The organism is Bacillus sp. 196mf (genome assembly GCF_003217275.1).
GTDB lineage: Bacteria > Bacillota > Bacilli > Bacillales > Bacillaceae_G > Bacillus_A > Bacillus_A thuringiensis_S.
In genome coordinates this window covers 104,060-120,818 of record NZ_QJTG01000012.1, presented here as the reverse complement: position 1 = coordinate 120,818, position 16,759 = coordinate 104,060, and the positions used below count along the sequence as shown (strand labels likewise).

Below are 16,759 nucleotides of genomic sequence, written 5' to 3'. Positions count from 1 at the left end.
AATAACAAAGGGCATAACATATTATATATGACTAATATGTTATGCCCTTTAATTTATTAACCTTTTTTATATGCGTTTGAAACGGCCGACAATTTCAACTGTTTCAGTAATGTTCATAAATGCTTTGTTATCCACTTGACGGATAATACGTTTCATTTCGCCTAACTCATAGCGAGTCACGACAGTGTAAATCATTTTTTTCTTATGGTTTGTATAGCCGCCGACAGCGTCTACCATTGTCACCCCGCGTATGCCGTGATGTAGTAGTGCGCTTTTTATTTCCTCACCTTTTTCTGTAACTGTCATTATCGTTAATTTAATATGTTTCGTATGCACAGCATCGATAACTTTGCTGACTACAAACCGGCTAATTAACGTATAAAGTGTAATATCCCATCCGAAAATAAAACCTGCTGCAACAAGTAAGACTAAGTTGAATACAAAGATGATTGCTCCAATTGAAATATCTCGATGTTTCGCTACAATCAATCCAACAACATCAAAGCCACCTGTTGAAGAAGCAAATCGGAATATGATTCCGGAAGCTGCTCCGCAGATTACACCACCGAATACAGAAGATAGTAAAATATCGTCTGAAACCTGGTGTACAGGGATAATGTTCATCGCTAACGATGATACAGCTACAAAGTAAGCTGTTAAAAAGGTTGTCTTCTTGCCTAAGTAAAAGTGACTTAAAATAAGAAGAGGAATGTTTAGTAAAAAGATAAGTGCACCGATATTGTAGTGCATTAAATAACCGATAATCATCCCTACACCAGCGAATCCACCGCTAATCATGTTATGCGGGATAAAAAACATATTCATAGAAATTGCATACAAAATAGAAGCTATAAAAATAACAACCAACTGTATCATAAATTCTAAGTGAAATGTTTTAGCTGCTGGGAAGGATAAAAAGGCGGTGTCGGGAACGTAATCGGCGTCTCCTAGTTGACCCATAGTATGTTTCATCTCCATATTCATTTTTGATTACAAGAAGAGAATAAAGGTTTTTTCAAAAACTGGCAATAGTTTTATTATAATGCAAAAATTTTATAAATTTCTAATAAATCAAGCCTATTCATTGATGTGCGTGAATATACTAAAGAAAGCGAATACAACGTTTCTTAATTATTATTTTCTTGAGAAAATATGCAAAATACTTTTTTTGAAAATAAAAGGAAATAGAGAATGTTTGCCTAATGTGCTAAAATGACCTTATTAAGGATGTGAAGCGATGGAATTTTTATTGCAGGATGCAATTCTATATATATCGTTTGTAACGACGGCACTTTGTTTATTAGAAGTTTTCTTCCTTGCTAATGTTTCTCGCTTTGTGCGTCAACAAGCGTCAAGCGGTAGACAAAGAGCTTTTGCGCTAGTTGATACATGTGAAGATAGTGCGGGAAATGTACCGCTATTTTCTATTTTTTATAAATATGGAATGATTCGTTCTGTACGCAGACAAGAATCAAGTGAAGAGAATGACGAGGTCGGTCCGTATACACCAATGTTTCGCTAAATAATTACGAAACATTGGAGGAATGAACATGTTAAAATCATACCGAGCTGTGCTCGTTAGTTTATCATTATTATTTGTTTTTGTTTTATCTGGTTGCAGTAATGCAGCCCCAATTGATGCACATAGTACTGGGATTTGGGATCATTATTTTGTATATCCAATCTCGTTTATGATTCAATTTGTTGCTCATCATATACCTGGAGCTAGCTTTGGGATTGCTATCATTATTATGACGCTCGTTATTCGTTCAGCAATGATTCCATTAGCTGTTTCGCAATATCGCAGCCAAGCGAAAATGAAGAAAATGCAACCTGAATTGCAGAAGTTAAAGAAAAAGTACGGTGATGTAGGCAAAGATCTTGAAAAACAAAAGCAGTATCAAAAAGAAATGTCAGAACTAATGAAATCAGGCGGTTGGAATCCACTTGCTGGTTGTTGGCCATTATTAATACAAATGCCGATTTTCTCTGCTTTGTATTATGCGATTAGCAGAACGGAAGAGATTCGCACATCTTCGTTTTTATGGGTGAACCTAGGACATGCAGATCCATATCATATATTACCGATTATTGCAGCGTTAACGACATTTATTCAGATGAAAGTTTTCCAATCGAATATTACATCTGGAGAACAAGTACAGATGCTAAAGATGCAGCAAATTATGATGCCGGCAATGATTCTATTTATGGGGTTTGCGGCGCCATCAGGACTTGTGTTGTACTGGATAACAGGTAACTTATTTACAATGACACAAACAATTGTATTAAGAAAAATAATGGAACGTGAAGAGTTACAATTACAAAAAGCATAGAGAAACACCGCTCATTACGAGCGGTGTTTTTTTGTTAAGTCGTTAAGGAAATGTTAAGAAACCGACATTACTATAGGCATTGTATACGAAAGTGTACATGCATTAGAAATATGAAGGAGGAAATTTCCTATGAAGAAGAAAACAGTTGGGTATTTAGCGATTGCAGGTGCGTTATCATTCGGAATCATTGGAGGAGTCGGCATTCCGGCATTCGCGGCAACGAATACTCCAGCAGTGGATCAGCCTGCAAAAACGGCGAAAAAGGATTTGGATGACGCTACAAAACAAAAAGTAAAAACAATTATGGACGATACAAAGAAACAGTTAGAGGAACTAGGTGTAAAGCTTCCAGAGAAAGAGAAGCGTAAAGACATGTTTGCAGGATTAGATGAACAGGCGAAAGAAAAAGCGAAGTCCATTTTAGAGCAAGAGAAATCCGGAAAACTAACACGTGAACAAGCAAAAGAGGAATTAACAAAGCTAGGCGTGAAAATGCCGGAGAAAGGTAAGCATGGAGACATGTTTGCTAACTTAGATGAACAGGCGAAAGAAAAAGCGAAGTCCATTTTAGAGCAAGAGAAATCTGGAAAATTAACACGTGAACAAGCGCAAGAGGAATTATCAAAGTTAGGTGTGAAAATGCCAGAGAAAGGTAAGCGTAAAGATATGCTTGCTAATTTAGATGAACAGACGAAAGAAAAAGTGAAGTCAATTTTTGAGCAAGAAAAATCCGGAAAATTAACGCATGAGCAAGCAAAAGAAGAATTAACGAAGTTAGGCGTGAAACTTCCAGAGAAAGAGAAGCGTGAAGACATCTTTGCGGGATTAGATGAAGCAACAAAAGAAAAAGCAAAAGCGATTTTAGACAATGAAAAGAAACAATTAGAGGCATTGAATGTTGATTTACCGCACCATAAGTTTTTTATGAAAAAAGAAGATAAATAATTGAATGAAGTCGTATCTTTCGTGTGGGCAACAGGAAGGTACGTGCAAGGGCCGATTTCTATAAGTAGAAATCGGTCCCTTTTAATGAGGCATTGAAATTCTTTTTATTGTTAGTATGTATCCGAAGACGCAGTAGAAGATTGCAAAACCGATAAACACTTCCGTATATTGATATTTACCCAATACGTAGAAGGAAACAGCTGGTATAATAGCTACCGCTAAAATGCTATAACCAGGATACTTGTTTCGATACATGATAGCGAATAGAACAGAGAGAAACGTAGCGATGATACAAAAGACAGCAATCATTATTAGTACACCTCCTAAAAGAATTATACCATTTTTAGGGAATTAGAGAAGTTTTGTATGTTCTGTTATAATATAAGAAGAGAAATATTTCCTATGTTATATAAAAAAATATATTGATTTTTTCTAACAATTCAATATAATGAACAATAACTACAAAATTCGACATCAAGAAGTGATGATGAGGACATGATCAATTTTTTACGATTCTCAGAGAGGGAAGCCTTTGGCTGTGAGCTTCCTAATACGGAAAAATGGATTACCACCTCTGAACTGCAGCAGTGAACGAGCATCTAGTAATTGCTTGCCGGCAAAAACCGTTATTTAGACTTGAGAAATTGGTGAAGTGTGTTACTTTGCGAATTGAAACAAGGGTGGAACCACGAATACAACACTCGTCCCTTTTTTAGGGAGGAGTGTTTTTTTATTTCATTTTTGCATCACACTAGGATTGGAAGGAGGATACGCAGCATGCATCATGATGAGAAGAACAAAATTGGTTTAACAGTAGCACTTTCTATCGTAGTAGGAACGATTATTGGATCTGGTGTGTTTATGAAACCAGGGAGCGTATTAGATTACTCGGGGAGTTCTAATATGGCCATTCTTGCTTGGGTAATTGGTGGTCTGTTGACGCTAGCAAGTGGTTTAACAGTAGCTGAAATTGGAGCGCAAATCCCGAAAAATGGTGGGTTGTATACGTATTTAGAGGAGATTTACGGGAGTTTTTGGGGATATTTATCAGGTTGGATGCAAACAATTGTTTATGGACCTGCTATTATCGGAACATTAGGTTTATACTTTAGTTCTTTAATGATTAATTTTTTCTATTTAGATAAAGTGTGGAATTTACCAATTGCAATTGGAACGGTTGTGTTCCTTGGCGTTATAAATAGTATGGGAACAAAATACGGAGGTATCGTCCAAACAATCACGACAATTGGGAAGATGATTCCGATCATATTAATTGTCGTGCTAGGTTTTTGGAAAGGGAATAGCGATATCTTTAACGTAGTAGTGCCGATATCAGAAAATCAAAGTATCGGTATGGCAATTTTAGCAACGTTATTTGCTTATGACGGATGGATTTTACTTGCTTCGATTGGCGGAGAAATGAAGAATCCAACAAAGTTATTACCGAAAGCAATGACAGTGGGGATTTTAATCGTAACTGCTGCTTACGTATTAATTAACTTGGCGTTATTAAATGTATTACCAGCAGCGAAAATTGTAGACCTTGGAGAAAATGCGACAGCGACAGCTGCGGGTATGTTACTTGGAGAATATGGCGGGAAAATTATTAGTATCGGTATTATCGTTTCTATTTTCGGCTGTTTAAATGGAAAGATTTTAACGTTTCCACGTATCCCAATGTCTATGGCAGAGCGTGGACAACTTCCATTTTCTAAGTTTATTGCAAAGGAAAGTCCGAGATTTAAAACACCAGCAAATGCGATTACTGTTGAAATCATTTTAGGAATTATTTTAATGATTATTAGTGATCCAAATAAGCTATCTGAGATTTCCGTATTCATTATTTATATTTTCTATGTAATGACGTTTATTGGTGTCTTCATTTTAAGAAAACGTAATAAGAATAAAGAGCGTGCATATAGTGTACCGTTATTCCCAATCGTACCAATCGTAGCGATTTTAGGTTCGTTATTTGTAATTGGTAGTGCGATTATTAACAATCCAGTAAGTTGTTTCTTATCGATTGGAATTGTATTTACGGGACTGCCGGTGTATTGGTACTTGAATAAGAAGAAAGAAACAGAATGATGAAAAGGTAGGCGTATTATACGCCTACCTTTTTTACTGTAAAAAAATTGTACTTGCTTCCACTTTCTATTTTGGTTACTATGATGGTAGTAACCAAAATAGAAAGCGTGGGGAAAGACTTGAATTTTCGTGTTTATATTTTAGCTATCGCGGCTTTTGTAGTCGGAACGGTTGAGCTAATTATAGGAGGAACGCTCGATTTAGTTGCCAATGATTTAGGAGTATCTATTAGTGCAGCTGGTCAGCTTATAACAATATTTTCGGTAGTATTTGCTTTGTCAGGTCCAGTTTTATTAGCTTTGACAGGGAAGTTTGAAAGAAAAACATTGTATGTTGGAGCATTATCGATTTTCTTAATCGGAAATATTATTTCGGCATTTAGTGTGAATTACGGAATGCTGATGTTCTCAAGGGTTATTTGTGCGGCCAGTGGTTCATTAATTATTGCACTATCGGTAACACTTGCTTCTAGTGTAGTAGAACCGCATTTTCGTGCGCGTGCAATTGGAATCATTTTTATGGGAATTAGTGGATCACTTGTACTTGGAGTACCGCTTGGTCTTGTACTCGGAAATGCATACGGATGGCGTGCACCATTTGTATTAATTTCTGTATTAACAGTTATGGCAATAGCTTGTATTTCATTGTTCTTAACGAAAGTACCACCGACATCGGTATTATCAATAAAAGAACAACTTGCTACTTTAAAAGATAAAAAAATTGTAAGTGCACAGTTAACATCATTTTTGTTTTTAACGGGGCATTTAACATTGTATGCATATTTAACACCGTTTTTAAAAGATGTCATGCATGTTGAAGCAAATTGGATTAGTGTGTTTTACTTCATTTTCGGAATCGCAGCAGTAATTGGCGGCGGATTCGGTGGATGGCTTGCTGATAAATGGGGATCGAAGAAAAGTATTATCTCGATTATTATCGTATTTGCATGTGCAATCTTCATGTTGCCATTAATGACATTCTCATTCCCGCTCTTCATCATTATGATGGGACTTTGGAGTATGCTGAGCTGGGCGATTTCACCAGCGCAGCAAAATTATTTAATTGAAATTGCACCGGAATCAGCTGGTATTCAACAAGGTTTAAATAACTCTGCGCTTCATTTAGGAATTGCACTTGGTTCAACAGTAGGTGGAGTTGTTATTGAAAAATCATCTGTTATATATAATGCTTGGGTAGGTGGTGGCTTTATTATATTAGCACTGCTTTGCGCGATTTTCTCGATTACGAGAGGACGCTCTACTCAGTTCGTGAAAGAAGAATCTATCGTTTGATAGGTTCTTTTTTATTTGTAAAATATTGCAGGTTTTGGTAGAGAAATGGAGAAAAGGGTATGTAGCGAGGTGATAGTATATGGATTATTCAATTATTGGTTTTATATTCACAGTATTGCCGTTATTTGTGGTTATCATTGTTTTTAGATGGATTCGTTTCATCTATCAAAATTCAGAGAAACAGGTAGAGCAAAATGAGAAAATCATTGAGCTGTTGATGGAGATAAAGGAACAAAATAAAAAGGAGTCTAAGTGAAAAACTAGACTCCTTTTTATTATTTAATTAGTATCTTAATTTCATTAACAAACTCTTAATTTCCTCATCTTCCATAAAGAGATCATGATGTTTCTGAGTAATCTTTGCAAGTGCAACGTCGTGATAGAAAAATTCTGTAAAGAACTTTACGAAAGGTTGTGACATTGTTTTCATCGCTTGCCATGATTCTTGTTCTACGCCAGCAAATAAAATTTCACGATCGTCAACGATGAGTAGCAAGTAGCGCTCTAATGCATTAGGCTCTTCAGCTGGGATTAGAAAATGCATGTTTTCTAAGTCTGTTTCTACTTCTCCAACAATAAGAGATTCGATTTGAACACCTTGTTTTGCTTTTTGTTCTAGTAAAGGGAGATATTCTAAAAGAGTATCATTCCAAGCTGAAATACGGATGGATTCTTGTGCACTTTCAATGAGTTCTTTACTTTGAACTCGAATAGAAGATTGCATTTTTAAGCTCCACACACGGTCATCTGTAAATGATTTTTTTGATATGTTTGTTTCCAGTTCTTTAATATTTGATTGGAATTCTGTCGTTAATTTTTCAATTGCTAGTTTTAGTGGTAATGCTGTATACAATTTTTTCTTTTCTGAAACAGAATCCATTACCATTCCTTTATCGATTAGGCGTGCTAGTACTTCATATATTTTTGCTTTTGGAACACCTGAATGCTTCACAATTGTTGTAGCATCTAATGGTTCATTGCTTGATACGACAACTTCATAAGCTTGGCTTTCATATTGTGAGAAACCGAATTTTTGTAACATAGTTCCCTCCGAACGAATGAGATTATATTTTAAGGATAATGAACTATTTGTTTTTGCACAAGTGGTAGTCCGTTTTCTAATTGTATTAAGGTGAGAATTAATTTCAATTTTTTAATTTTATCTATTATACTTAATATAATGATTAATAAGATTTCAATTTAATGCGAAGGGGATGCTGGGGGGAAGATGTTAAGAAGTTTACGTTTAAAAATTGCGGTAGTGTTTTCAGTACTTATTTCTATGATGTTCGTAATATTGGGTACAGCTGTGTATCAATTACAGAAAGAAAAGGAAGTGCGTTCCTTAGACGAGTATTCTCAAAATGCGATGGATCTTGTGACAGAGCAACTTACGACATTTGTTCAAAGAACGGATGAAGATATGGGGTATTACGCGAACAGTGAGATGATTCGTAATATGCTTCAAGGTGGGGTTACTCCAGAAGAGGAAGCGTTTTTAACGAAAGAGTTTGCAGAGTATAAAAAGAATCATCCTGGTATTTTAGATTTATATATTGGTACGAAAGATAAAAAAACATTAAGTGCCAATCTTGCTGAAGGTGGGCAAGTGCCAGAAGGATATGATCCAACGACAAGACCATGGTATAAAGATTCAGAGGCTGATGTAAAAAAGGTCCATTGGGGACAACCTTCTTATGAAATTGCAACAGGAAAGTTAAGTGTAGGTGTTTCTAAAGCAATTACAGCTCAAGATGGATCTGTATTAGGCGTTGTTGCGATGGATGTATCGCTTGGGACGATTCAGAAGTTGCTTCACAATATTCAATACAATAATGACGGAGAAATGTTTATTATAAATGATAAAAATATGGCTCTTGTTTATCCAGAAAAGATAGGAAAAGATGTTTCTAAAGAGCCACTTATAAAGAGCTTGAATAAAGAGGTAACAAAATATGCGGGCAGTACAATAAAAGGTGAAGATGTAGTAGTTTATAGTCAATCATTTGATACGATGAAATGGACGATAGGAATCTTTTATCCGAAAGAAACGATCGATGGGTTATTAAATAGTACGAGGAATACAGTTATTATAATGGCATGTATTAGTTTATTAGTTGGAATCGTAGCTTCCTACTTGTTCTCAAGAAGATTAGCAAGACCACTGCAACTATTAAAGAATCACGTGCAAAAAGTAGCAGAAGGCGATTTAACGCTGCGAATGAAAGTGACAAGTAAAGATGAAGTTGGAGAGTTGACTAAGCACTTTAATGATATGGTTGAACAAATGAATGAAATGGTAAGTAAAATTAAAAACAGCGTATCAACGGTGCAACAATCAACGAATAGTTTACATTATTTAACGAACGAAACAGTAGCGGCTAGTAGAGAAGTTTCAGGAGCGATGGATGATGTGAGCGGAGGAGCTTCTACTCTTGCGAATAGTGTGGATGAAGTTTCAGCTCAGCTCGAGAATATGGCGGAGTCAGTGGAACAAATGAATAGCTCCGTTGGTGAAATAAAAGGAGTGGCTGGCAAAGCGGAAGAGGCATCTAAGCAAGGATTAAATACAATGAGGAATTTAATCCGTACGAGGGGACAATCATCTTCGATTGTTGTTCATACAGAAGAAGCATCGGATAAGTTAGAACAAAGAGTTGGATCGATTCAAAATGTTGTTGAGCTTATAAAAGGTATTTCGGATCAAACAAATTTACTTGCTTTAAATGCTTCGATTGAAGCTGCCCGTGCAGGTGAGCAAGGTAAGGGATTTGCGGTTGTTGCTGAAGAGGTTCGGAAATTAGCGGAACAATCAAAAGAGGCAACAGGAGAAATTACAACGATGATTGGTGATGTGCAAGTAGAAGTAAAAAGAGTTGTAGAAGTTGTAAGTAAATTGAAAGACATTGCAGATGTGCAAAATAAAGTGACGACAGAGGCAGAAATGGAGTTCCGCACAATTATGTCAGTTGTAAATACGATTAGTACTTCAGTTGAAAAAATTGTAGAAGAGGTACATAACATAGGTTACGAGCAAGGAGAGATTACAGCGGTAATGCACACAATTGCTGGTACGAGTCAAGAAAGTGCAGCTGTTTCCGAAGAGGTACATGCTGCAACGGAATCACAGGTGAATCATTTAGAAAAGGTAGCTCACACGATGGAAAGTTTGACAGAACATATGAGAGATTTAGAAAGATTAGTCGAGCAGTTTAAAGTGGAAGAGTAACATATTAGTAAAATGATGAGGATTTCGGTAAAATAGACAATGGATATATAAGAAACGATTATAGGAGGAAGACTACTATGGCAATTGTTGATGTATCGATTATTCCAGTAGGAACAGGTAATCCAAGTGTTAGTGAATATGTAGCAGAAGTACAAAAGGTGCTAGAGAAAAATGCGGATCGCGTGAAGTATCAATTAACACCGATGAATACAATTATTGAAGGAGATCTTCCTGTCATTCTAGAAGTAATTCAACAAATGCATGAAGTGCCTTATACGAAAGGTGCACAGCGTGTTGCAACAACAATTCGTATTGATGATCGTCGTGATAAAGTAAGCACAATGGAGAAGAAATTAAACTCTGTTCGATCAAAATTATAAGAAAAAGCAGCGATCTTCGCTGCTTTTTTCATATAGGAGGTAAATGAAATGAGTGAAAAGTTTAACGAGCAGTTTGACGGGTTACTAGAGAAATACACTGAGCTGTTACTTGGAGAGAGTAGTGAAGAGCGAAAAGAACAGGTGCAGAAGTGGGCACTTTATTCTTACATAGCGAAGACGATGCCAGCTTTAGTGAAGCATTGGAATGAGACATATCCAGATGCGAAAGAAGAGATGGTTCAGTTAATTACGGATATTAAAAGGCTGAATGAAGAGAAGCGAAATGAGCAGTGAGAAAACTTGAGGTGAATGTTACCTCAAGTTTTCTTTATTAATATCCTTATATAATTTACATGGAATATTAAGGGTTTTATAGGCATGTCGAATATTTTCGGTATGCCTATTTTTGCCCTAGTAAACCCGTTTTTTCTAAATGTCGAAAAATATTCCCTTCATATTTACATGCGAGAATATAGGTTTTTAAATGTTTTTATAGTATTTTATAAATTATCTAAATAATTATTTGTATCCAATAATTTTAAACAATGATATAATTTTGAAGAGGGGTAAAAAACAGATAAATTACAGTCATAGGGGTGAATTACATGGAACAATTAATGCGAAATTCGTTTCTTTTCTTATCTAAAAATAAAGCGCTAACAAAACTGGCTAAAAAGTACGGTTTACGCTTTGGTGCAGGTCGCTTCGTCGCAGGGGAGACGATTGAATTAGCGACAGCTGCCATTCAGGCATTAAATAAGCAAGGACTTTGTGTAACAATCGATTATTTAGGTGAATTCGTTGATAATGAAGCGGAAGCAAATGAAATGGCTAACCAATCGATTGAAGCGATCCGTGCAATTGGAAGAGAAGGTCTTGATTCGCAGCTTTCTTTAAAGATGACTTCTATGGGATTAGATATCTCTGATGAAATCGTAATGAACAATATGCGCCGTATTTTAGAAGCGGCAAAAGAAAATGGTGTGTTCGTTACAATTGATATGGAAGACTATACACGCTGCGGGAAAACAATTGATATCTTTAAACAATTAAAATCTGAATACGATAATATTGGTACTGTTATTCAAGCTTACCTATATCGTACAGAAAAAGATATTGAAGATTTAAATGCTTATAATCCTAATTTACGTCTTGTAAAAGGTGCTTATAAAGAACCTGAAGAAGTGGCATTCCCAGACAAGAAAGATGTAGATGACAATTATAAAAAAATTATTAAAATGCACTTATTAAATGGGAATTATACTGCAATTGCTTCACATGACGAAGCGATTATTGAATATACAAAAAAACTTGCCGAAGAACACAACATTCCAAGGGATCAATTTGAATTCCAAATGTTATATGGTATTCGTAATGAGCGTCAACTTGAGCTAGTAAAAGAAGGTTACAAAATGCGTGTTTACGTACCTTATGGAAACGACTGGTATGGCTACTTCATGCGTCGTCTAGCAGAGCGTCCAGCAAACGTTGCGTTCGTATTAAAAGGTATGGTTAAAAAATAACCAAGGAGTAAATACTCCTTGGTTATTTTAATTGCTGAAATGCGTAATGTGCCATTTTCTTCGTATCAGGATACAGTTGCTTGCGGGTAGAAGATAATACAACATTAATGACGCGTTTACCGTCTTTTTCATCCACTGTTACGACTGTATATTTGCCAAGTGCTGATAGACCGCTTTTACTTCCAATCGCATATGGATCGTCATATAGTTCTTCTCGTCCATAGTTTGCGATGTTTGGAGAGCGTTCTGAAGTATGTAGAGTTGTACGTGTTGAATTCATATATTCTAAAACAACTGGATACTTTAATGCTTCTTTCGTAATAATAGCAATGTCATATGGTGATACTTTATTCCCAATTGCATCAGCACCACTTGCGTTCTTGAAAGTTGCATGCTTTGTACCAAGTTCCTTTGCTCTAGCATTCATCATTTTCACAAATTCATTTTTTGATCCTGCGATATGTTCTGCAATTGATTCAGCTATTGGATCTGCACTAATGATAAGCATAAGTTTTAATGCCTCATCACGCTTTAATTTTTCTCCAGCACGAAGTTTAATTTTCTTGCTTTGACTTTCTGTTTTAATTGCATTTTCTGTAACCGTAATTTCTTCATCTTCTTTTACATTCTCTAGTAAAAGAAGGGTTGTCATCATTTTGGCTATACTAGCCGGATAAGAACGTTCGTCTTCGCGTTTCCCATATAAAATTTCACCTGTGTTTGCATCGATTGTAACCCCATATTGCCCAGTAATGTTAGGTTGATCAGCTCTTACAGCTTGTTGCCTTTGTGCATAAGAGAAGAAAATCATCCCTGTAAATAGTGTAGCAATCATTACAATCATAACTATTGTTCGTTTCATCATCGTTCCCTCTTTTGTTTTCCATATGTACAAATAAATTGGGCAGAAAAAGCAGCCATTAATCATTATGCCACGTTCTCTGCCCAAAAATATAGCGTTATTTTTCGCCCATATTATGCTTCTTATATTGTTGGTTATTACCTTGGCGTCCTTTTTCAACACCGTGATTATGTGGACCTGCGTTTCCAGTTACACTAGCTGCACTAATTCCAGCCTTTGAAGGGTTCTTCTTAAGTTTTGCCATATATATTCCTCCAGTTTCGTCAGATTATAAAAAGGAAAAGTGCATTTAAACAAAGAAAATACACATGTATAGCATAGCCAAATGAAAGAAAAATATTTATTTCAGAAAATTTTATCAATAAATATATTGCGAAAATTTAAACAGTATCATATATTTATTAGTAGAGGCTCACTCATTGATTGCGACTTATGTCGAAAAATTGAATGAGCATTCATTCAAGAATAGGGGGAGAATTGGATGTTCCAAATTAAAAAGGCTGCTGTTCTAGGTTCAGGCGTAATGGGTTCGGGAATTGCGGCACACTTAGCTAATATTGGTATTCCGACATTATTGCTTGATATTGTACCACCTGCGCTTACGAAAGAAGAGGAAGCGAAGGGACTTACATTAGAACATAAAAGTGTGAGAAATCGTTTTAGTAATACGGCTGTACAGAAACTATTGAAGCAAAAACCAGCTCCTCTGACAGTGAAAGGAAATCTAGCACTGATTGAAGCAGGTAACTTAGAAGATGATCTTGAGCTTCTTGCTGATGTAGATTGGATTATTGAAGTAGTAGTTGAAAACTTAGATATTAAAAAGAAATTATTTGAAAAAGTAGACGCTGTTCGTAAACCAGGTTCTATTGTAAGCTCGAATACGTCAGGTATTTCAGTTGAAAAAATGGCAGAAGGTCGTTCAGACGACTTCCAGAAACACTTCTTAGGCACACACTTTTTTAACCCACCACGATATTTAAAACTTCTAGAGGTAATACCGACGAAAGAAACAGATCCACAAGTATTAAGCTTCATGAAACTATTTGGCGAAGACGTTCTTGGAAAAGGCGTTGTTATCGCAAAAGACACACCAAACTTTATTGGAAACCGCATCGGTACGTACGGTTTATTAGTAACTCTTCAAGAGATGATAAAACGCGGCTACAGCATTGGGGAAGTTGATTCTGTAACAGGTCCATTAATTGGTCGTCCGAAGAGTGCAACATTCCGTACATTAGATGTTGTCGGTTTAGATACATTCGTACACGTTGCAAATAACGTATATGAAAACGTACAAGAAGAAGAGCGTGATGTATTTAAAGTACCAGCTTTCATGCATGACATGCTTGATAAAAAATGGCTTGGAAGCAAAACAGGTCAAGGCTTCTTCTTAAAACAAGGAAAAGAAATTTTAGAACTAAATCCTGAAACGATGGAATATGAAGCGCGTAAAAAATTAAAAGCTGCATCCGTAGAGTTAAGTAAACAAGAAAAAGGATTAGCGAATAAATTGAAAGCGCTTGTATACGCAAAAGACCGTGCAGGAGAGTTATTATGGAACATCATTACACCAACTCTTTTATACTCTGCAAAACTTCATAAAGAAATTGCTGACGATATCGTTGCAATTGACCAAGCGATGAAGTGGGGCTTCGGCTGGGAGCAAGGACCGTTTGAAGTTTGGGATGCAATCGGCGTTGAAAAATCTGTTCAAAAGATGGAAGAAAACGGCGTAGTCGTTCCTACTTGGGTGAAAGAAATGTTAGAGAAAGGTTTCACTACTTTCTATAAACATGATAACGGCGATAGCTACTATTACGATAATGGCGAATATAAGCTAATCGAGCGTAATAAAAAAGCAATTTCTCTTAAGCAATTAAAAGCGAAAAATGGTGTATTAAAGAAAAATAGCGGAGCGAGCTTAATTGATTTAGGCGACGGCATCCTTTGCTTAGAGTTCCATTCGAAGAGCAATGCAATCGGTATGGATATTACGCAAATGATTAACTACGCTGTTGATGAAGTAGAAAAGAATTATAAAGGTCTTGTTATCGGTAACCAATCGAAGAACTTCTGCGTTGGTGCGAACCTAGCAATGATCTTAATGGAAGCACAAGACGACAATTACTTTGAAATTGAGTTGGTTGTGAAAAACTTCCAAGATGCAATGACGAAAATTAAGTACTCTTCTAAGCCAGTTGTAGCAGCACCATACGGTATGACGCTTGGCGGAGGTACAGAAGTTTGCTTACCAGCAGCTAGCATTCAAGCTTCTAGTGAAACGTATATGGGCTTAGTAGAAGTTGGTGTTGGCTTAATCCCTGGCGGAGGCGGTAATAAAGAGCTATACATTAAACACTTAAATAAAATGCCAAACGGTGTAGAGTTTGATCTGCAAAAAGTTGCGAATAAAGTGTTCGAATCTGTAGCGATGGCGAAAGTTTCTACATCAGCACAAGAAGCTGTATCGAACAACTTCTTAGGCGATAAAGACGGTATTAGTGTGAATGGTGATCACTTACTATATGATGCGAAACAGAAAGCACTTGCTTTATATGAAGCGGGCTATAAAGCACCGATTCGTAAAAAGATACCAGTTGTTGGTGAAACAGGATATGCAACTCTTGTACTTGGTGCAGAAGCAATGCATTTATCAGGTTACATTTCTGAACATGATCTTCACATTGCGAAGAAACTTGCATATGTCATTGCGGGCGGAAAAGTGCCGTACGGAACAGAAGTTGATGAGCAGTATTTATTAGATGTAGAACGTGAAGCATTTATTAGCTTAGTAAGTGAGATGAAATCACAAGCAAGAATGCAGCACATGCTTGTAAAAGGAAAGCCATTACGTAACTAATAACGAGGGGAGATATCGTTCATGAGAGAAGCTGTCATTGTTGCGGGAGCAAGAACACCAATTGGAAAAGCAAAGAGGGGTTCATTAAAAACAGTTCGTCCTGACGATCTAGGGGCGTTAGTAGTAAAGGAAACGTTAAAGCGTGCAAATTATGAAGGACCAATCGATGATTTAATTTTCGGTTGTGCGATGCCAGAAGCAGAACAAGGTTTAAATATGGCTCGTAATATCGGCGGACTAGCAGGACTTTCTTACGATGTTCCAGCTATTACAATTAACCGTTACTGTTCTTCTGGTTTACAAAGTATCGCTTACGGAGCAGAGCGCATTATGCTTGGTCACTCTGAAGCTGTATTATCAGGCGGAGCGGAATCAATGAGTTTAGTTCCAATGATGGGACACGTTGTTCGTCCGAATAGTCGCCTTGTAGAAGCGGCTCCGGAATATTATATGGGTATGGGACATACAGCAGAGCAAGTTGCTGTGAAATATGGAATTTCTCGTGAAGAGCAAGATGCATTTGCAGTAAGAAGTCATCAACGTGCTGCCAAAGCATTAGCGGCAGGAAACTTTGCTGATGAAACAGTATCTGTAGATGTGACGTTACGCTCGGTTGGCTCAAACAATAAACTGCAAGAAGAAACAATCATTTTCGCACAAGATGAAGGTGTAAGAGCAGAGACGACGCTAGACATTTTAGGTAAATTACGTCCAGCATTTAACGTTCGCGGTTCTGTAACAGCTGGTAACTCTTCACAAATGAGTGACGGTGCAGCATCTGTACTATTAATGGATCGTGAAAAAGCAGTGAGCGATGGCATGAAGCCACTTGCGAAATTCCGTTCATTTGCAGTAGCTGGCGTACCACCAGAAGTAATGGGAATCGGCCCAATCGCTGCAATTCCAAAAGCGTTAAAACTAGCTGGCTTAGAGCTATCTGATATTGGCTTATTCGAACTAAATGAAGCATTCGCTTCTCAATCGATTCAAGTTATTCGTGAACTTGGTTTAGATGAAGAAAAAGTAAACGTAAACGGTGGTGCAATCGCACTTGGACATCCACTTGGCTGTACAGGAGCAAAACTAACACTATCTCTTATTCACGAAATGAAACGCCGCAACGAACAATTCGGTATCGTAACAATGTGTATTGGCGGCGGAATGGGAGCAGCGGGAGTGTTTGAATTACTATAAAAAAAGTGGAAGCGGCTTGTTCAGAATGTGAGGGGGATGGAGCTTCAGAC

Annotated in this window: 17 protein-coding genes and 1 other annotated feature; of the genes, 12 read left to right on the top strand and 5 right to left on the bottom strand. The window is 36.8% G+C overall.

Translation table 11 applies throughout. The annotated features are described in order from the left end of the window. Window positions 1-66 precede the first annotated feature (66 nt). Window positions 67-960, bottom strand: a complete 894-nt coding sequence (locus tag ATL10_RS17845) for a YitT family protein (protein ID WP_000530043.1) — start codon at window positions 958-960, stop codon at window positions 67-69. A 277-nt stretch (window positions 961-1,237) separates the two neighbouring features. Between ATL10_RS17845 and ATL10_RS17840 the strand changes: the two genes are divergently transcribed. The 3 genes from ATL10_RS17840 (at window position 1,238) to ATL10_RS17830 (ending at window position 3,278) form a co-directional block, all read left to right on the top strand. Beyond that, entirely contained in the window at window positions 1,238-1,522 is a 285-nt protein-coding gene (locus tag ATL10_RS17840; RefSeq protein ID WP_000394930.1) for a hypothetical protein, read from the top strand. Window positions 1,523-1,550: 28 nt separating this feature from the next. Beyond that, window positions 1,551-2,333, top strand: a complete 783-nt coding sequence (gene yidC, locus ATL10_RS17835) for a membrane protein insertase YidC (protein WP_097924574.1) — start codon at window positions 1,551-1,553, stop codon at window positions 2,331-2,333. Between the two features lie 129 nt (window positions 2,334-2,462). Next, window positions 2,463-3,278 (top strand): hypothetical protein, encoded by an 816-nt coding sequence (locus ATL10_RS17830; protein WP_090978073.1) that lies wholly within the window; start codon window positions 2,463-2,465, stop codon window positions 3,276-3,278. Window positions 3,279-3,359: 81 nt separating this feature from the next. Here ATL10_RS17830 and ATL10_RS17825 read toward each other — a convergent pair whose 3' ends face one another. Beyond that, window positions 3,360-3,587 (bottom strand): hypothetical protein, encoded by a 228-nt coding sequence (locus ATL10_RS17825; protein ID WP_053563416.1) that lies wholly within the window; start codon window positions 3,585-3,587, stop codon window positions 3,360-3,362. Window positions 3,588-3,753: 166 nt separating this feature from the next. Continuing rightward, window positions 3,754-3,990: a binding site (T-box leader), on the top strand. 65 nt (window positions 3,991-4,055) lie between these two features. Between ATL10_RS17825 and ATL10_RS17820 the strand changes: the two genes are divergently transcribed. The 3 genes from ATL10_RS17820 to ATL10_RS31315 all read left to right on the top strand — a co-directional run bounded on the left by ATL10_RS17820 (window position 4,056) and on the right by ATL10_RS31315 (window position 6,914). Then, complete coding sequence (locus tag ATL10_RS17820) at window positions 4,056-5,366, top strand: APC family permease (RefSeq protein ID WP_016513201.1); 1,311 nt, start codon at window positions 4,056-4,058, stop codon at window positions 5,364-5,366. 107 nt (window positions 5,367-5,473) lie between these two features. Further along, complete coding sequence (locus ATL10_RS17815; protein ID WP_025118115.1) at window positions 5,474-6,658, top strand: MFS transporter; 1,185 nt, start codon at window positions 5,474-5,476, stop codon at window positions 6,656-6,658. A 79-nt stretch (window positions 6,659-6,737) separates the two neighbouring features. Beyond that, entirely contained in the window at window positions 6,738-6,914 is a 177-nt protein-coding gene (locus tag ATL10_RS31315; protein ID WP_000386584.1) for a hypothetical protein, read from the top strand. 27 nt (window positions 6,915-6,941) lie between these two features. Here ATL10_RS31315 and ATL10_RS17805 read toward each other — a convergent pair whose 3' ends face one another. Continuing rightward, window positions 6,942-7,700, bottom strand: a complete 759-nt coding sequence (locus ATL10_RS17805) for a TrmB family transcriptional regulator (protein WP_000939481.1) — start codon at window positions 7,698-7,700, stop codon at window positions 6,942-6,944. 186 nt (window positions 7,701-7,886) lie between these two features. On the opposite strand from ATL10_RS17805, the gene ATL10_RS17800 reads away from it, so the two are divergent. The 4 genes from ATL10_RS17800 to ATL10_RS17785 all read left to right on the top strand — a co-directional run bounded on the left by ATL10_RS17800 (window position 7,887) and on the right by ATL10_RS17785 (window position 11,790). After that, window positions 7,887-9,887 carry a methyl-accepting chemotaxis protein gene (locus tag ATL10_RS17800; protein WP_000946363.1) on the top strand — a complete coding sequence of 667 codons (2,001 nt, stop codon included), beginning with the start codon at window positions 7,887-7,889 and terminating at the stop codon, window positions 9,885-9,887. 77 nt (window positions 9,888-9,964) lie between these two features. After that, window positions 9,965-10,267, top strand: a complete 303-nt coding sequence (locus ATL10_RS17795) for an MTH1187 family thiamine-binding protein (RefSeq protein WP_001018860.1) — start codon at window positions 9,965-9,967, stop codon at window positions 10,265-10,267. Window positions 10,268-10,315: 48 nt separating this feature from the next. Then, window positions 10,316-10,561, top strand: a complete 246-nt coding sequence (locus ATL10_RS17790) for a YusU family protein (RefSeq protein WP_001290600.1) — start codon at window positions 10,316-10,318, stop codon at window positions 10,559-10,561. Between the two features lie 311 nt (window positions 10,562-10,872). Further along, window positions 10,873-11,790 carry a proline dehydrogenase family protein gene (locus ATL10_RS17785; protein WP_000436780.1) on the top strand — a complete coding sequence of 306 codons (918 nt, stop codon included), beginning with the start codon at window positions 10,873-10,875 and terminating at the stop codon, window positions 11,788-11,790. Between the two features lie 22 nt (window positions 11,791-11,812). On the opposite strand, the gene ATL10_RS17780 is transcribed toward ATL10_RS17785, so the two are convergent. Next, complete coding sequence (locus tag ATL10_RS17780; RefSeq protein WP_000831466.1) at window positions 11,813-12,652, bottom strand: D-alanyl-D-alanine carboxypeptidase family protein; 840 nt, start codon at window positions 12,650-12,652, stop codon at window positions 11,813-11,815. A 97-nt stretch (window positions 12,653-12,749) separates the two neighbouring features. After that, complete coding sequence (locus tag ATL10_RS17775; protein ID WP_001096344.1) at window positions 12,750-12,896, bottom strand: YuzL family protein; 147 nt, start codon at window positions 12,894-12,896, stop codon at window positions 12,750-12,752. A gap of 237 nt (window positions 12,897-13,133) precedes the next feature. Between ATL10_RS17775 and ATL10_RS17770 the strand changes: the two genes are divergently transcribed. Both ATL10_RS17770 and ATL10_RS17765 read left to right on the top strand, forming a co-directional pair. Then, entirely contained in the window at window positions 13,134-15,515 is a 2,382-nt protein-coding gene (locus ATL10_RS17770; protein ID WP_000486359.1) for a 3-hydroxyacyl-CoA dehydrogenase/enoyl-CoA hydratase family protein, read from the top strand. A gap of 21 nt (window positions 15,516-15,536) precedes the next feature. Further along, the gene (locus ATL10_RS17765) at window positions 15,537-16,709 is read left to right on the top strand and encodes an acetyl-CoA C-acetyltransferase (protein ID WP_001206331.1); all 1,173 of its coding nucleotides are present in this window, start codon (window positions 15,537-15,539) and stop codon (window positions 16,707-16,709) included. Window positions 16,710-16,759 lie beyond the last annotated feature (50 nt).

What these genes read in the sequence shown, in the direction of transcription:
- ATL10_RS17825 (WP_053563416.1), bottom strand. Translation starts at nt 3,587, where the DNA reads ATGATTGCTGTCTTTTGTATCATCGCTACGTTTCTCTCTGTTCTATTC.
- ATL10_RS17775 (WP_001096344.1), bottom strand. Translation starts at nt 12,896, where the DNA reads ATGGCAAAACTTAAGAAGAACCCTTCAAAGGCTGGAATTAGTGCAGCT.
- ATL10_RS17800 (WP_000946363.1), top strand. Translation starts at nt 7,887, where the DNA reads ATGTTAAGAAGTTTACGTTTAAAAATTGCGGTAGTGTTTTCAGTACTT.
- ATL10_RS31315 (WP_000386584.1), top strand. Translation starts at nt 6,738, where the DNA reads ATGGATTATTCAATTATTGGTTTTATATTCACAGTATTGCCGTTATTT.
- ATL10_RS17830 (WP_090978073.1), top strand. Translation starts at nt 2,463, where the DNA reads ATGAAGAAGAAAACAGTTGGGTATTTAGCGATTGCAGGTGCGTTATCA.
- ATL10_RS17785 (WP_000436780.1), top strand. Translation starts at nt 10,873, where the DNA reads ATGGAACAATTAATGCGAAATTCGTTTCTTTTCTTATCTAAAAATAAA.
- ATL10_RS17840 (WP_000394930.1), top strand. Translation starts at nt 1,238, where the DNA reads ATGGAATTTTTATTGCAGGATGCAATTCTATATATATCGTTTGTAACG.
- ATL10_RS17795 (WP_001018860.1), top strand. Translation starts at nt 9,965, where the DNA reads ATGGCAATTGTTGATGTATCGATTATTCCAGTAGGAACAGGTAATCCA.
- ATL10_RS17765 (WP_001206331.1), top strand. Translation starts at nt 15,537, where the DNA reads ATGAGAGAAGCTGTCATTGTTGCGGGAGCAAGAACACCAATTGGAAAA.
- ATL10_RS17780 (WP_000831466.1), bottom strand. Translation starts at nt 12,652, where the DNA reads ATGAAACGAACAATAGTTATGATTGTAATGATTGCTACACTATTTACA.
- ATL10_RS17820 (WP_016513201.1), top strand. Translation starts at nt 4,056, where the DNA reads ATGCATCATGATGAGAAGAACAAAATTGGTTTAACAGTAGCACTTTCT.
- ATL10_RS17770 (WP_000486359.1), top strand. Translation starts at nt 13,134, where the DNA reads ATGTTCCAAATTAAAAAGGCTGCTGTTCTAGGTTCAGGCGTAATGGGT.
- ATL10_RS17845 (WP_000530043.1), bottom strand. Translation starts at nt 960, where the DNA reads ATGGGTCAACTAGGAGACGCCGATTACGTTCCCGACACCGCCTTTTTA.
- ATL10_RS17805 (WP_000939481.1), bottom strand. Translation starts at nt 7,700, where the DNA reads ATGTTACAAAAATTCGGTTTCTCACAATATGAAAGCCAAGCTTATGAA.
- ATL10_RS17790 (WP_001290600.1), top strand. Translation starts at nt 10,316, where the DNA reads ATGAGTGAAAAGTTTAACGAGCAGTTTGACGGGTTACTAGAGAAATAC.
- yidC (WP_097924574.1), top strand. Translation starts at nt 1,551, where the DNA reads ATGTTAAAATCATACCGAGCTGTGCTCGTTAGTTTATCATTATTATTT.